17 protein-coding genes are annotated in these 13,422 nt (G+C 70.1%); all 17 read left to right on the top strand.

Annotated elements, in window-relative coordinates:
* Positions 1-21: 21 nt before the first annotated feature.
* Positions 22-273 carry a hypothetical protein gene (locus tag ABD329_RS18915; protein WP_309142653.1) on the top strand — a complete coding sequence of 84 codons (252 nt, stop codon included), beginning with the start codon at positions 22-24 and terminating at the stop codon, positions 271-273.
* Between the two features lie 221 nt (positions 274-494).
* A complete protein-coding gene (locus tag ABD329_RS18910; RefSeq protein WP_198275946.1) occupies positions 495-935 on the top strand; it encodes a hypothetical protein in 441 nt (146 codons plus the stop codon).
* Positions 932-1,246, top strand: coding sequence for a hypothetical protein (locus ABD329_RS18905; RefSeq protein ID WP_198275947.1), 315 nt, complete (start codon positions 932-934; stop codon positions 1,244-1,246). Before ABD329_RS18910 ends, ABD329_RS18905 begins: the two co-directional genes overlap by 4 nt.
* Positions 1,243-1,668: a hypothetical protein gene (locus ABD329_RS18900; protein ID WP_198275948.1), complete on the top strand. Its 426-nt coding sequence runs from the start codon at positions 1,243-1,245 to the stop codon at positions 1,666-1,668. The genes ABD329_RS18905 and ABD329_RS18900 overlap by 4 nt, the downstream gene beginning before the upstream one ends.
* Positions 1,668-1,952, top strand: a complete 285-nt coding sequence (locus ABD329_RS18895; protein ID WP_198275949.1) for a hypothetical protein — start codon at positions 1,668-1,670, stop codon at positions 1,950-1,952. The genes ABD329_RS18900 and ABD329_RS18895 overlap by 1 nt, the downstream gene beginning before the upstream one ends.
* A gap of 142 nt (positions 1,953-2,094) precedes the next feature.
* Positions 2,095-2,349 carry a hypothetical protein gene (locus ABD329_RS18890; RefSeq protein ID WP_246618283.1) on the top strand — a complete coding sequence of 85 codons (255 nt, stop codon included), beginning with the start codon at positions 2,095-2,097 and terminating at the stop codon, positions 2,347-2,349.
* Positions 2,350-2,480: 131 nt separating this feature from the next.
* Positions 2,481-2,633: a hypothetical protein gene (locus tag ABD329_RS18885; protein ID WP_198275950.1), complete on the top strand. Its 153-nt coding sequence runs from the start codon at positions 2,481-2,483 to the stop codon at positions 2,631-2,633.
* An 82-nt stretch (positions 2,634-2,715) separates the two neighbouring features.
* On the top strand, positions 2,716-3,453 hold the full coding sequence (locus ABD329_RS18880; protein ID WP_198275951.1) for a Pycsar system effector family protein: 738 nt from the start codon (positions 2,716-2,718) through the stop codon (positions 3,451-3,453).
* Between the two features lie 44 nt (positions 3,454-3,497).
* Positions 3,498-3,887 carry a hypothetical protein gene (locus tag ABD329_RS18875; RefSeq protein ID WP_198275952.1) on the top strand — a complete coding sequence of 130 codons (390 nt, stop codon included), beginning with the start codon at positions 3,498-3,500 and terminating at the stop codon, positions 3,885-3,887.
* A 100-nt stretch (positions 3,888-3,987) separates the two neighbouring features.
* A complete protein-coding gene (locus ABD329_RS18870) occupies positions 3,988-6,531 on the top strand; it encodes a hypothetical protein (RefSeq protein WP_198275953.1) in 2,544 nt (847 codons plus the stop codon).
* A gap of 33 nt (positions 6,532-6,564) precedes the next feature.
* Positions 6,565-6,849: a hypothetical protein gene (locus ABD329_RS18865; RefSeq protein ID WP_198275954.1), complete on the top strand. Its 285-nt coding sequence runs from the start codon at positions 6,565-6,567 to the stop codon at positions 6,847-6,849.
* Positions 6,850-6,873: 24 nt separating this feature from the next.
* On the top strand, positions 6,874-7,104 hold the full coding sequence (locus ABD329_RS18860) for a hypothetical protein (protein ID WP_198275955.1): 231 nt from the start codon (positions 6,874-6,876) through the stop codon (positions 7,102-7,104).
* Between the two features lie 43 nt (positions 7,105-7,147).
* Positions 7,148-7,459, top strand: coding sequence for a hypothetical protein (locus tag ABD329_RS18855; protein ID WP_198275956.1), 312 nt, complete (start codon positions 7,148-7,150; stop codon positions 7,457-7,459).
* A 241-nt stretch (positions 7,460-7,700) separates the two neighbouring features.
* The gene (locus ABD329_RS18850) at positions 7,701-10,043 is read left to right on the top strand and encodes a hypothetical protein (protein WP_198275957.1); all 2,343 of its coding nucleotides are present in this window, start codon (positions 7,701-7,703) and stop codon (positions 10,041-10,043) included.
* Between the two features lie 66 nt (positions 10,044-10,109).
* On the top strand, positions 10,110-12,620 hold the full coding sequence (locus ABD329_RS18845; protein ID WP_198275958.1) for a DNA translocase FtsK: 2,511 nt from the start codon (positions 10,110-10,112) through the stop codon (positions 12,618-12,620).
* A 25-nt stretch (positions 12,621-12,645) separates the two neighbouring features.
* Entirely contained in the window at positions 12,646-12,870 is a 225-nt protein-coding gene (locus ABD329_RS18840) for a hypothetical protein (RefSeq protein ID WP_198275959.1), read from the top strand.
* Between the two features lie 88 nt (positions 12,871-12,958).
* Positions 12,959-13,375, top strand: a complete 417-nt coding sequence (locus ABD329_RS18835) for an NUDIX domain-containing protein (RefSeq protein ID WP_198275960.1) — start codon at positions 12,959-12,961, stop codon at positions 13,373-13,375.
* Positions 13,376-13,422: the final 47 nt, after the last annotated feature.

The raw sequence follows: 13,422 nt of genomic DNA, 5'->3' as shown, positions 1-13,422 counted from the left end.
ACCCCACCAAGGGGACAAGGAGTGAACGTGCCGGACGGGAATCCGTTGCTCGACACCGAAGCGGTGGCCGCCAAGATCGGCGTGACGAGCGAGACGGTACGGATGTATCTCAAGCGCACCCGCAAGCGGATCGCCGATGGGCTTCCCGTGCGGCCGCAGGACCTGCCGTTGCCCGACGAGCAAATCCGCCGGTCGCCAGCGTGGTTCGAGTCGACGATCGACGCCTGGATCTCCAGCCGGCCCGGCCGCGGGCGTCGCGCTTCATCGTCGTAACTCCATCTTCCGGATCCGTATTGACCCGGGTCCGAGTGAAGCGTAAGTTTGTACCCGTGACAGGGTCAAATTTCTCGGTCACAGGTCGGGTGTCCTACCGCCTGACATGCAAGAACCCCGGTCGGGTGTCCTACCACCCGGCCGGGGCCCGACTCGGCCGGTGTCCTACCACCAGCCGAGGAAGGAACTGCCCACCTGCGCTATCAGGGAGGCCGATCCCCGTGAAGGATCGCACAGGCAAGACCGCGAACACCAAGACGGTGCGCGGAAACCAGTCCTCTTCTCTTCCCATCCGGCGTCCCGGTCGGCTGATCGTCGAGTTCATCGGCGGTCTCGGGCCGGACACCCGGCACCTGGATGTGGTGGCCTCCGGTGAGATGGTCACCGCGACGGGAACGATCACCGGGGTGAACCTCGTCGGGCACGACGAGTACCCCCGCGCGATCGTGACCGTGACCGGCGCGGACGGCGAGTCGGCGCAGTGCACCGTGGACACCGAGCACTACCTGGACCTGTGGGGCTACCTCGTCGAGGACACCCGGGTGCAGGTGCGCGGCACGGTCCGTCGCCCGCTGCTGGAGATGCCGGCGCTCATCGACGTGAAGGCCATCCGCCCGGCGCTCAGCGTCGTGGCCGCGCAGGCCAGGGCGGTGTCCGCATGATGATCGGCATCGCGAGCACGGCCGGGTCCGCTGTTGAGCGGGCCGAGGCGGAACTCGGCCCACGCGTCGAGGGCGCCTACTACTGGAACGAGACGGGTACCTACGAGGTCCTGGCCGTCCTGCGTGGTGAGGCTGCCCGGGAGGCCGTCGTGCGGCGGACGGACTGGGCGGTGCGGACCCGCCACCTGGCCACCGACCACGTCACTACCCACTGCATGGTGTGGACGGACTCCGATCACCTCATCAGCGTTCCGTCCTCCTCGGCTGGGCTCGTCAACGACTCGAGCGCCGAGGCGGTGTCGACGCGATGACCTCCTCCTCCCTTTCCCGTACGGCTGCCGAGCGCAGCGCCCTGGCCTACCAGCCCGACGTGCACCCCGCGGTCCGACCGCTGTACGACGCGGTCGCGCTGCTGTACGGCTACGAGCCGAAGGACACGGCGGACGCGGCCAAGCTCCTGGCGTCGCTCGGCGGTGTCGGGGACGGCAGCACCAACGCCGTCGCCGAGATCGCCGAGCTGGTCAAGACGATCGCGCGTCACCCGGTGATGGATGAACTGCCGCGCTCGGAGCGGATGCTCCTGGTCCAGCAGGCCGACGAGTACAGCGATGTCGTCCTCCAGGGCGAGGGCGAGGACACCTTGAACCAGATGGTCCACGCGATCGAGGGGCACCAGGCCCCCGCGGCGGGGCTGCTGTCCCGCGCGGCTCGCGCCCTGGGAGGTGGCCGCTGATGTCCGCCACCGCCCCCACCGTGGTGGAGGACGACATGGACGGGGAGATGCGCCTGGCCCCGCTGAGCCGGGGAGCAGCGGTCTTCATCGTGATCGTCGCCCTGGCCGCCACCGTCCTGGCCACGGTCGACGTGTTCGTCAACGGCTGGCTGGCCGCCCTCGCCCACATCGGCTGGGTACTCGGAGTCTTCGGCCTGGTCAGCCTGTTCCTCGGCGTGGTCCTGGCCCTCCTCTTCGGTCACCGCGCCCACAGCGCCGACGACCTGGTCGACGGCACTTCGTAGGCCACCTGTCCGGCGGGGCCTGGCCGGAGCCGACAACGGCCGGGCCCCGCACCCCTCGTCGAACAGTGCAACCCCCTGGGCCTCGTATGCCCGAACGCGAACACCACACGTCACCGCAGCTTCACAGACCGGAAGGACCGCCATGCTCCACCGAATCCGGGACGCCGTCATCGAGACCCGCGAGCACCGGGCCCTGACCCGTGGCATCAACCGGGCCATCGCCGACGGCGACCAGGAGGCCGAAGCCTCCTTCACCTCCGGCACCGGAACGCTCCGCGCGGCGCTCACCCGCGAAGGCCGCGAGACCCGAGGCGCGGAGATCACCGCGTACGCCGAGCGCGTGGTGAAGGCCGACGGCAACGGTCGGCGTGTTCACCGCCTCGGCCGTCGCGACTGACCTGCCATACCCCGCCCCGCACCTTCCTGACCGAACAGCGCCACCACCCAACACAAGCGGGGGCGTCCCCCCACGCCTGGCAGCGAGTACCGGGGACGCCCCAACAACCCCCTGAAGGGAGCCCATCCAGTATGACCCAGCCCACCCCGCCGTCGAACCCCTCGGCGCCGGCGCCGTTACCGACCCGCGTGCCGGGCGAGTCCCGGCCGCCGACCCAGCCGCCGGGACCGCTCGCCGAGAACGGCAGCCACCTCCAGGTGATCCGGGGCGGCAGGGCCCGCTGACCTGGCACGGTCTCTGCCCCTTCGAGGAACAGCGCCACCCACCAGCAGCCATTTTCGGGATCACCGAGGGAGAGCCCGGTCCATGACTACGACACAGGAACCGACTGCGGGAGAGCAGGCGGAGGCGTACCGGGAGTCCGCCGAGCGGGCACTTGCCGGGAACGACCCGCGCCACGGCTGGACGCTGCTAGCCGGGAACGGGCACGAGGTCGCCCTGCCGTACGCCGTGCTCACCGCCGCGGCGCAGCAGGCCGTCACCAACGAGCGGCTGACCGGTCTGGACAACCGGCTCCTGGCGCTGGGCGTCGACCTGGCGCGGGTGGCCGAAGCCCAGAGCGAACTGTCGGCACCGGACCGTACGGAGTCGGAGATCGAGGTGGTCCGTAGGGAGATTGGCCGGACCGACACGAAGGCGTCGATCCTGCTGGCCAGCGTGGCCATCGTCTCCGGGCCGCTGGCGGAGAACGCCGGCACTGTGCTGCGCCAGCCCTGGCCGATCGCCGCCCTCGCGGGTATCGCCGCGGTCGTCGCCGGCGTGGCCACCTGGTTCCTGCTCGACGTCGTTCTGCCGACCTTCGGGGCGAAGACCTCCGACGATCCCGTCGCTGGGAACAGCAACTTCCTGTACTACGCCCGCTGCGGCGAGGACCGCGATGGCCTGGCTCGCGCCCTGGCTTCGGACATCAAGCGGCAGGGCCAGCTGATCGACCTCTCGCAGATCGCGGAGAAGAAGTTTCGTCTCCTCACCCGCGCTGGTCGTCTGCTGAAGCTGTCCGGCCTGGCGTTCGCCGCCGCTGGCGCTCTCTCCGTCGCCTTCTGACCAGCCAACACCACATCACTGACCGCCTCTTGGAGGAGAACCGCATGTCCGACACCCCGACCCCCACGACCAGTACCACCGCCGTCAGCGAGGTCTCGACGGCCGGCACCGCCGGTGCCCTGGCCTCGCTGCCGCCGTCGGCCTCGACCCCCGCCACGGCCGCAACGCCTCTGCCGGGCTGGCAGGTGGCCGAGCACCTCTCGCCGCTCTCCGTCTTCCAGCCCGGCCGCGTCGTGATCTGCGCCGCCTACCAGATGGCCGCGGTCGACGCCACGCCGACGGCCGCGCACCTGGAGGCTGCGCTCCGGCACACACGGTCCGCCGCTGAGGAGGTTGGCGGAGAGGACTACGACCGCACCCTCACTGCGCTGCGCGCCATCAACGCCGAGCTGCACCGCGTGGCCCGGGCGATCGGCTTCCGCCAGTCCCTCTGACCGTCCAGCGGGGCCTGCGCTGGACCGCGGGCCCCGCCAACCGCACAGACCCAGACCCGCACCGCCACACCCCGTCGATCCGAAAGGACACCCGCCAGTCATGGCTTCACGTAACGGCCGCACCTCGAGCCGCGGCAGCAAGGCCGCTGCGAAGAAGGCGGCTGCGCCCAAGCCCTCCGAGCCCTCGGGCGAGGAGCTGCTGGCGAAGGCCCGCACCGAGGCCGGGAACCTTCTTGCCGACGCCGAGCGCCTGGCGGAGACCACCCGCGCTGAAGCCCGTGCCGAGGCCGAGTCGGCAGTCGCCGAGCTGCTTGCCGAAGCCGAGACGAAGGCCGAGGAGTTGCGTACGGCGGCCGACGGGAAGGTTGCCGCCCTTCTGGAGGACGCTCACCGTGAAGCGGAGGAGATCCGCTCGAAAGGTGCAGTCGACGCCGAGCAGGCCCGGGCGGCAGCGGAGTCCGCAGCGGTCGAGCGGCAGGCCGCGGCCGAGCGCGACGCGGCCTCGACTCTCGACGACGCACGCGGCGAGGCCGAGCAGCTGCGCAACCGCGCTGCCGCCCACGCCGACCAGGTCCGGTCGGACGCCGAAGCGGCGGCTTCCGCCCGGCTGGAGCAGGCCAATCACGAGGCGGACGCCGTCCGCACGGCCGCACAGCAGGCTGCCGACGAACTGCTGGAACGAGCGCACACCGAGGCTGACGCGCTGATCGTGGCGGCCCGCGAACGCGCTGAGGAAGTCACCGCTGCCGCCGACAAGTTTCTGGCCGACGGGCGGCGGGATGCCGAGCAGATCCGCGCCAACGCGGAGTCTGAGGCCGAGCGGTTGCGTCGCGCTGGCATCGCCGAACGCGACCGCGCCCAGGACGAGGCGGCCGCGGTACGGGCTGAGGCCGAGCGGGTTCGCCAGCATGCTGAGGACACCGCTCAGTCCCTCCGGTCCCACGCCGAGGAGACCGCCGAGCGCCTCCGCACGGCGGCCAGCGACGAGGCCACCCGGCTGCGCGAGGACGCCGGCGGCGACGCCGACCGCACGCGCCGCGCTGCCCAGGAGGAAGCGACCCGTCTCCGGTCCAGCGCCCGCACCACGGTGGAAGACGCCGAGAAGGTCGCCAGTCAGCTGGTCGACCAGGCCAAGGAAGAAGCGGATGCACTCCTCGGGCGGGCGCAGGGTCAGGTTGATGAGCTGAAGGCCAAGGCCGCCGACGAGTTGGCTGCCGCCGAGCAGACGCACGCGGAGGCCACCGAGCGGTCCGCCGCCTTGCTGAAGGAGGCCGAGGAGACCTCGGCCGCCGCAGCCGCCGAGCTGGCCCGGGCAACGTCGAAGACCGTACAGAAGCTGGAGAAGCGGAAGCTGCGGAACGAGGCGGCGGATGCCCGGCGAGCCAAGAAGCGGAACGAGAAGGAGGAACTCGCCGAACAGCGTCGGCAGCGTCGCCTGGAGCGGAAAGCAGGGCGCCCGACCCTGTCGGAAAAGACCCGCAAGGCCATTCTGGCGGTCGCGGTACGCGCACTGATCGTCGGGCCGATCCTGGCTCCGATGGTGGTCGCCTGGACCGGCCAGTCCGGCTTCGCCATCCGTGTGCTGGGCTGGTCGTTCAGCGCCTCCCTGATCTATGCCGCCGCGTATGAGCTGACCACGAGCTTCTGCGCGTGGCTCTACCACCAGGCGCGGCAGGATGGCGACAAGGGCTGGGAGTACCGCCTGGCCACCTGGCTCTTCGGCGCCGGCGCAGCTGTCCAGCAGTGGTGGCACTACTCGAGCGACTGGAGCGCCACCCCGCGCTCGGTCACCTTCTCCGTCATGTCCCTGGTGGGCGTCGGCTTGTGGGAGCTGTTCGCCCGGCTGATCCACCGCAGGAAGCTGCGGAAGGACAGGAACCTCCCGCCCGCGCTGCCGAGCCTGGGCATGGCCCGGTGGCTGCGCTACCCGGTCCGCTCCTGGACCGCTCGCTCTCTGATGATCGACGACCCGGAGCGGTGGTCCAACGCCAACGACGCCTGGACCCAGTCGGGCCGCATCATCGCGGACCGCAAGGCCCGCCGGACCGGCATGGCGTTCGCGGACCACTACATCGTCTCGGTCCGCCGGACCGGACCGGACCACGGTCCGGCGACCATCCCGCCGGTCCACGTCCTCATGGACCGAGCGGACCGGACCACTGTGGGCCGGACCGTTCTGGACCGGTCCGGTCCGGAACGGTCCGCGCTGCCGAGCGGACCGGGCCGGACCGAAGAACTGGACCGTGGACCGGACCGGACCACGAAGACCCCTGCCGGTCCGGACCGGACCAAGACCACCGTGGACCGGACCGCCGGACCGGACCGCGAAGCCGACACGACCTCGCCGGACCGCAAGCCGGTCCGCACCGAGCGGACCGCCGGACCGGACCCCAAGCCCGTCCCGGACCAGCAGCCGGACCGGACCGTGCAGCGCCGCCTGTCCGATGGACCGCCATACCTGGCCCCCGACGGCTTCGAGCTCACCGAGAGGGAACAGCGGGCCATCGACATCCTGCGGGCCACGGACCGGTCCGTCACCAAGCGGTCCATCGCCGAGACGATCCGGGCCGAAGGAGGGTCCATCGCTTCGGACCGGGCCGCCGAACTCGCCCGGCACTTCCCCCGCCCCCTCCGGTCCGCCTGACCGCCCGGACCACATCGAAAGGACACACCGAACATGGCGATCAACCCGCCTCGCTACAACTGGACCGCCTCCACAGCGTGGGAGGCCCTCACCGTCCTCGACGCGGCCAAGAAGCTCGTCGAGGCGCACCTCATGACCCTGGAACCGGACGCCGGCTACCCCAGGGCGGGGCTGCTCCGCGAGACCTCCCTCGAGCTGAACCTTCAGCTCGACCTCACGGACGTCGTCCGGGCCATCAACGACCACCGCGAACCCGGCTTCGACGAACCCGGCTTCGACGAACCCGGCTTCGACGAACCCGGCTTCGACAACCTCTGACCTGCGGAAAGGCGCCACTCCACGATGAACAGCCCCGACCACGACCGGATCACCGTCCTCACGGCCACGACCGTCGGCGAGGCCCGCGACATCCTCACCGCCGCCACCAAGCGCCTGGAATCCGAGATCGCCAGCCGCCTCCCCGGCGACCGTGACGGCCAGGCATGGGCCCGCGACCAGCAGCTCGACCTGGAGATCCGCGTCGACTGGTCCCAGCTCACCGTCCTCAACGCCTACAACGACACCAGCCTTTGACCCTCCGTAGGGCCCTGACCAGCAGAAAGCAGGTAGGAATCCCATGTCGCTGCCGCTTCCGGGGAAGCAGCTCGATCCGATCGTCTTCGGCCCCGAGTACGACCCCCGTAACGACCCCAAGTCCGTCCAGTCGTACGGCACGCTCCAGGCTGCCGACCCCCGCGTGACCGGCACACAGAGTGAACGTCGCTCGACCGACACCCTGATCCTCGGACGACCGGGGCGCGGCAAGACCTCGGCATGGCGGGTCATGCACCAGCTGTACCTGGCGGCCCGCAGGAAGGACGTCGCCATGAGCGCCGAGGACCCCAAGACGCCCGTCCAGCGCGGTCGTTACGACGACCTCATCCACTGACCGCACGCCCCATGCAACAACGCAGCGTGACGTGAAGCTGGGCGCGTCAACGTCAACGTCAAGTGCCCGGACGTGACGAGGACGGACCCACACCCGGAACGGACCCCGAAAACGCCCGTCTGATCAGCGAAATTGACGTTGACGTTCCTCCCCGACGTTGACGTTGACGCTCCGGCTTGACGCCACGAAACCCACACACAGTCACCATCGACAATCCGCCCCGAGTGGAGGAACCACAACCGTGAGCACCCCCGACTACGACATGGCGCCCAACGGCACCACGGCCACCGCGCCACCGCCCGCCGCCACTCAGTCCCAGGCGTCAGGGGCGGCGGCCACGGACTCCGGCAGCACTCCCGAGCGCACCCGGCGCCGTCGCACAGCGTCACGTAAGGACGACAGTCACGCTGGGCTCCTCATCCCGGGCGGAGTGCTCACCGGCCTGATCTCCCTGTGCTGGATGGTCCACACCTTCGGCCTCCCCGTGACGATCTTCGCCGTTGTGGCGGCCGCGGCGACCGCCACGGCCGCGATGGTCATCAAGGCCAGCCGCCGCGCCGCCCGTGTCGCCAGCCGTCAGGCCCGCGCCGGTCGTGCCAACGGCGGCGCCGGGCCCGGATCCCGCGGGGGAGGGGGCGGCCGGTCGCCCCAACGCGGTGGTGGAGGCCGGTCCTCGATGGGCAGCTGGTCGGGCGGCACCGGGCCTTCCCGGCGCGGTGGCGGCCCGTCGGCCCGTCAGGGTGCGATGCCGGGCGCCCTGTCGCGCAAGCCGGCGGGCATGGGCCCCACGAAGTCGGGTGGCACGGTCGGGCCGAAGAACAGTCCGGCCCGTCTGAGCCCGTCTCGGTCTGGTGCCGGGCCGAAGCCGCACAAGGGGAGCCTGTTCGGCGGCTCGAGGCCGGACTCGAAGGCCGGTGCCGGCGCGTCCCAAGGCCAGTCCCCAAGGAAGAACGGCGGGTCCGGCGGTCTGTTCAACGGCAAGAAGAACGGGTCCCTCGGGGGTCTGTTCAACGGTGGGAAGAACAACACGCCTGGCGGTCTGTCCAACGGTAAGAAGGGCGGGCAGAGCGGAAGCGGAACCGGCCCCGGCGGGAGGAAGGCCCCGAACCAGAAGAAGAACGGAACGGGCGGTGCCTCGGCCTCTGGAAAGGGCGCCAAGGCGGGCAAGGGCGCGAAGTTCCTGCCGTTCCGGAGGCCCAAGGCCCTCGGTGGCCTGGGCGCGACCGGCCCGAAGGGCAAGGGCTCCAAGGGCGGCAAGCACGGATCGAAGCCGAAGAAGAAGTCGACGGTCGGAAAGGCCCGGTCGCGGCGGCATCGCCGCTACACCTGGCGTCAGCCGCACCTGAAGATCGCCGCCGGTGTCGGGCGCCTGTACAAGAAGACCACGACGAAGAAGTTCCGCCGCCGGGCTCACAAGGTGACCACGCCGTTCCGCGCCACATGGCGCGGCACTCGCCGCTACGGCGGCAAGGCCCTGGCCACCGCCATACGGTACGGCAGCCGCGGCCTGCTGAGCCTGCACACCATGCTCGGCAACGTCCGCTCCTGGTCACCCGGCCCGAACTGGATCAAGCCGTTCTCCCGGGTCATGCACTGGGCGACCAGCCCCCTGGCCAAGCTCATCCAGGTCTCCCGGACCTGGACCTGGCTGACTACCTGGATCTACAAAACCGCCGCCGGGTCACCCCGGCCGCGCCCGGCCGCCAAGGCCACCACGCCGCCCACCGCGGGCAGCGGCGGCGCCGCTCCCGCATCCCCGGGTGGGCACAGCCCCGTCGCCACACCGACGGCAGCATCCATAGCGAAGGGATCCCCCGTGGACAACAGCCCCGTTCATCACGCCTACCCGCTGATCTCTGCAGCGGAGGCGATCCGGTCCGCCGGCCAGGCGTTCGCCGGCGCACCCGCCGACAGCATGAAGGGGTACGAGGCCGTCATCGAGACCCTCGGCTACGTGAACCTGTCGATGTTCGAACTGATGAACCGGGTCGCCACCCTCACCGAGGAAGAGTTCAAGGTCAACCGGCTCATCCCCGAGCAGTACCGCGTCCTCAGCCTGCACTTCCTGCAGTTGGGCGGCTTCATCGACGCCATCCACGGGATGTACCGGGAACTGCACCGAGAGCAGATCGACAACTTCGAGAACCCGACCTGGCAGGGCCGGAAGTGGGACGTGTCGGCGAACTGGGGCTCGGTGGTGCCGATGTACGCATCCGCCTCACCGGACGTGAACAGCGTCCCGCTGCTGTTCGCCGCCGCGTCCGTCCGAGACGCCGGCATCCTCCTGCAGTCCAACCCCGCCGGATCGATGTTCGGCTACGAACAGATCATCGAGCACATGCCGCTGCTGTCAGAGGCACTGCACGGCCTGATGGAGACCGTCGCCGGCGTCACCGAGTCGGAATTCAAGGTGCACGAGGCAGTCCCGGCCGCCTACCGCGACGCCGGCGTGCGCTACCGGGACCTGAGCGGAGCCATCGCCGGCCTCCACTTCCTCTACCGGATGCTCCACGAACAGCAGCTGGCCAACCTGGAAAACCCCACGTACCAGGGCGCGAAGTGGGACCAGTCCCGCAACACCTGACCAGCCCGCGCTCCCGTCTCCCCTGCTCCACCCACGCCCCCTGATCACTGATAAGGAGTTCCGCTCATGCCCCGCAAGGACCGCGAGGAGCGCGAGGTCATCCCCTGGGCGCACGGCATCGTCTCCACCCCGGTGTTCACCAGCGCCTTCTTCTACGCCGGCGGCGTCGGCCTGGGCGCGATCGAAGACCTGGGCCACACCGTGCCGCTCGACATGCTCGGCATCGGCTCGATCGGCGGCGTCGTCGCCGCGGCGATCGCCCGCTTCATCCGCACCAGTGGTCCCAAGCGCAGCAAGCGGGCCCGCTGGTACCACACTGCGTTCACCGGCATCTGGACCAGTGCCGCCGCAGCCTGGCTGAACTGGGTCGCCAGCGACACTCCGTGGACGCTGAAGTCTGCCGCTGTCATCAGCGCGGCCACCGTGACACTCGCCCCCTTCTACGGGGTCGACCGGTTCCTCCGCGGTGAGGAGATCGCCGAGCAGTGGGCGAAGGAGGAGGCCGCCCTGGTCAAGCCGCTCACCGACTGGGAGGACCTGTTCACAGCGGCTGGCGCCAAGGGCGTGAAAGTCGTGAGCAAGGACAAGACCCACAACGGGTTCGAGCTGACCTTGAAGCTGACCGAGACGGACTACGACGGTCTCCAGCCGCTGCTGAAGAAGCTGGAGATGAAGGCCGGCGTCCGGCCCGGTGCGCTGACCTTGCGGCCCGGCGAGATGGCTGACGAGGCATTCTTGGCGGTGTCCACCCGCAACGTGCTCGCCGAGCTTGTCGAGCTCGGCCCGGACGATCACCCGATCACCATCAACGAGCCGCTCACCCTCGGCCTGCTCGAGTCCGGTGAGCCCATCGAGCTGCTGCTGCGGCAGAACTCGGTGTTCATCGCTGGCAAGAAGGGCTCCGGCAAGTCGGTCATGCTGCACGTGCTGATCTCCCTGATCGTGCGCTGCATCGACGCCGTGATCTGGATGGTCGACATGGCCGGCGGCAACACGGCCAAGCGTTGGGTCAGGCCGTGGGTCGAGGGGTGGAAGGACAAGAACGGCAAGGTCATCGACCGCCCGATCATCGACTGGGTCGCCATCACCGAGGACGAGGCTGTGCGGATCTACAACGCCGCGCACGACATCAGCGACGAGCGCGCCCGCACGATGCGTGGTGGCAAGATCGTGCCCAAGCCGGAGCGGCCGGCCATCATCGTCATCACCGAAGAGGGCTCGGACCTGATGGCGTGGTCCCCGGCCGCCGTCAAGCCCAAGACGAGGGGCGTCAAGAAGGGCCGGAAGGCCGCGGTCGACTACCTCGACGTCGCGCAGCGCGGCACCGGCCCCAACACTGGCGGCGGCGAGATCGAGTCCCAGTACGACAGCGTCTTCGGTCTGAAGTTCCCGCGCCGCGGAGAAGGCCAGTACGTCTTCCCCGACTGGTACCACCAGGTCAACCTGGCCTCGCTGCCCGGCAACGGCGCCTGCTACTGCAAGACGCCGCTCATGCCGAGCATGGAGCCCCCGGCCAAGGGCCGTATCGCGTATATCAACGATGACGAGGACTGTGACGACATCGAGCAGATGTCGGTCGCCCGCTGGGAGATCCGCCCCGACCTCGACGCCGAGGCCGTGGCCATCGCCAAGAAGTGGGGCTACGCGGATCGCTGGTCGAACCTGGAGCGCATCGGCTGGCTGCTGGACGTCTACGGCGTCTCACGCCCCGCCAGCACCGGCACCGGCCAGACCGCGACCACGAACGGCGGCGGCACCGCCACCGCACAGGCCGCCCCTCCCGCCGCCCCGCCCGCGGGCACCGGCGGCTTCCAGCCGCCCTCGAACAACACGCTGCCCGGACAGCTCGGCGACCTGCCGTCCATGCAGGACTACCTCAAGAAGTACGGCGGACCGTCTCAGCCGCCCACCGAAGGTGGACCGGCCAGCCCCGCACAGCCCGGCAGCCCCGGAGGACAGCCCGACGATGCCGACGTCCAGGCCGCCGTCGAGAAGGCTCTCGCCGAGGCCGAGCGGATCGCCATACAGGCCGCCGCGAACAGGGAGCGGGTAGAGAAGGCCAAGGACGAGACCAGCGGCCGCCAGCACCACCGGCGCGCCGAGGTCTTCCAGATGGTCCGCGACGCCGGCGCGGAGGGCCTGCGGATCGAGCAGATCCGCGACCGGCTCGCCGCACAGTACCGGGACGAGAAGCCCCCGTCCCGGCAGTCCATCAGCAAGTGGTTCGCCCAGGACAACAACATCACCCAGCCCGGAGGCTCCAACACCGCCTACGTGTGGGTCGACGAGGACCACCCGACCCCACCGACCGCCGAAGACGACGCCGACACCGAAAGCGACCTGGGCGAGGACCTGGACCTGTTCTGCCACGCCGTCGAGCTGGTCATCTCCCGCCAGTACGGGTCCACCTCCATGCTGCAGCGCATGCTGCGGGTCGGCTTCGCGAAAGCCGTCTGGCTGATGGACGAGATGACCGCCCGCCACATCGTGGGCCCCCGTGACGGCGACAAGGCCCGCGAAGTCCTCGTCGGTGTCGACGAACTCGAAACACTCCTGGCCCAGATGAAGAACCAGTAACCCCTCTCACCGGGAAGGCCCCCCCATGTCTCTCCTCATCGCCGCCCTGGTCGGCGCCGTCGCCGCCACCATCGGCCGCATCGTCTACCGGCACAGGAACCCCGAACCCACCTGCGCCTGGTGCGAGACCGTCTCCGGCTGGCAGGTCACCGGCCACGACACGACCGTCTGCCGCGGCTACGTCACCGAGAAACGCCGCCGGGACGCGACTTTCGGCGGCGAACTCTGGCGCGATCCCGAGGACTACTGACACACGAGCGAGACCAACCGAGATCCCGCACCCGCCCACCGCAGACACCCCACTGTGGCCGCCTCAACTGACCAAACCAGGAGCTGACATGACCGACACCGAGACCATCCACACAGCCGACGTCGTAGCCGTCACCCCCGACGGCGATGTCCTGCTGATCGAGCGCGGCTGGGACCCGTTCGAGGGGCACTGGGCCCTGCCCGGGGGGTGCGTCGACCCCGGCGAGACCAGCCTCCAGGCCGCCGTGCGTGAGCTGGCCGAGGAAACCGGCGTGCACGCGCAGCTTTCCGACCTGCGACAGATCGGCACCTTCAACGGGCCCAACCGCGACCCGCGCGGCAGGTACACCACCGACGCGTACCTCGTCGTCGTCCCCGCCGGTACCCCGATCGACGCCGGGGATGACGCCCGCTCCGCCCGCTGGTGGCCCTTGGACGCCCTGCCAAAGCCGCTGGCGTTCGACCACGACGAAATCCTCCACGCCGCCCTGAAATCAACCTCCTGAGACACCACCAGCACGACCCGGCCCACCACAACCCCCAGGGAGAACCC

The sequence above is a fragment of the Streptomyces javensis genome (assembly GCF_039525925.1).
Classification (GTDB): Bacteria; Actinomycetota; Actinomycetes; order Streptomycetales; family Streptomycetaceae; genus Streptomyces; species Streptomyces asiaticus.
This window is presented reverse-complemented; position numbering and strand designations above follow the sequence as displayed.

Coding starts and splice junctions, on each gene's coding strand:
- ABD329_RS18905 (WP_198275947.1), top strand. CDS start 932: ATGATGATCGGCATCGCGAGCACGGCCGGGTCCGCTGTTGAGCGGGCC.
- ABD329_RS18865 (WP_198275954.1), top strand. CDS start 6,565: ATGGCGATCAACCCGCCTCGCTACAACTGGACCGCCTCCACAGCGTGG.
- ABD329_RS18845 (WP_198275958.1), top strand. CDS start 10,110: ATGCCCCGCAAGGACCGCGAGGAGCGCGAGGTCATCCCCTGGGCGCAC.
- ABD329_RS18900 (WP_198275948.1), top strand. CDS start 1,243: ATGACCTCCTCCTCCCTTTCCCGTACGGCTGCCGAGCGCAGCGCCCTG.
- ABD329_RS18875 (WP_198275952.1), top strand. CDS start 3,498: ATGTCCGACACCCCGACCCCCACGACCAGTACCACCGCCGTCAGCGAG.
- ABD329_RS18885 (WP_198275950.1), top strand. CDS start 2,481: ATGACCCAGCCCACCCCGCCGTCGAACCCCTCGGCGCCGGCGCCGTTA.
- ABD329_RS18870 (WP_198275953.1), top strand. CDS start 3,988: ATGGCTTCACGTAACGGCCGCACCTCGAGCCGCGGCAGCAAGGCCGCT.
- ABD329_RS18835 (WP_198275960.1), top strand. CDS start 12,959: ATGACCGACACCGAGACCATCCACACAGCCGACGTCGTAGCCGTCACC.
- ABD329_RS18880 (WP_198275951.1), top strand. CDS start 2,716: ATGACTACGACACAGGAACCGACTGCGGGAGAGCAGGCGGAGGCGTAC.
- ABD329_RS18855 (WP_198275956.1), top strand. CDS start 7,148: ATGTCGCTGCCGCTTCCGGGGAAGCAGCTCGATCCGATCGTCTTCGGC.
- ABD329_RS18860 (WP_198275955.1), top strand. CDS start 6,874: ATGAACAGCCCCGACCACGACCGGATCACCGTCCTCACGGCCACGACC.
- ABD329_RS18895 (WP_198275949.1), top strand. CDS start 1,668: ATGTCCGCCACCGCCCCCACCGTGGTGGAGGACGACATGGACGGGGAG.
- ABD329_RS18890 (WP_246618283.1), top strand. CDS start 2,095: ATGCTCCACCGAATCCGGGACGCCGTCATCGAGACCCGCGAGCACCGG.
- ABD329_RS18840 (WP_198275959.1), top strand. CDS start 12,646: ATGTCTCTCCTCATCGCCGCCCTGGTCGGCGCCGTCGCCGCCACCATC.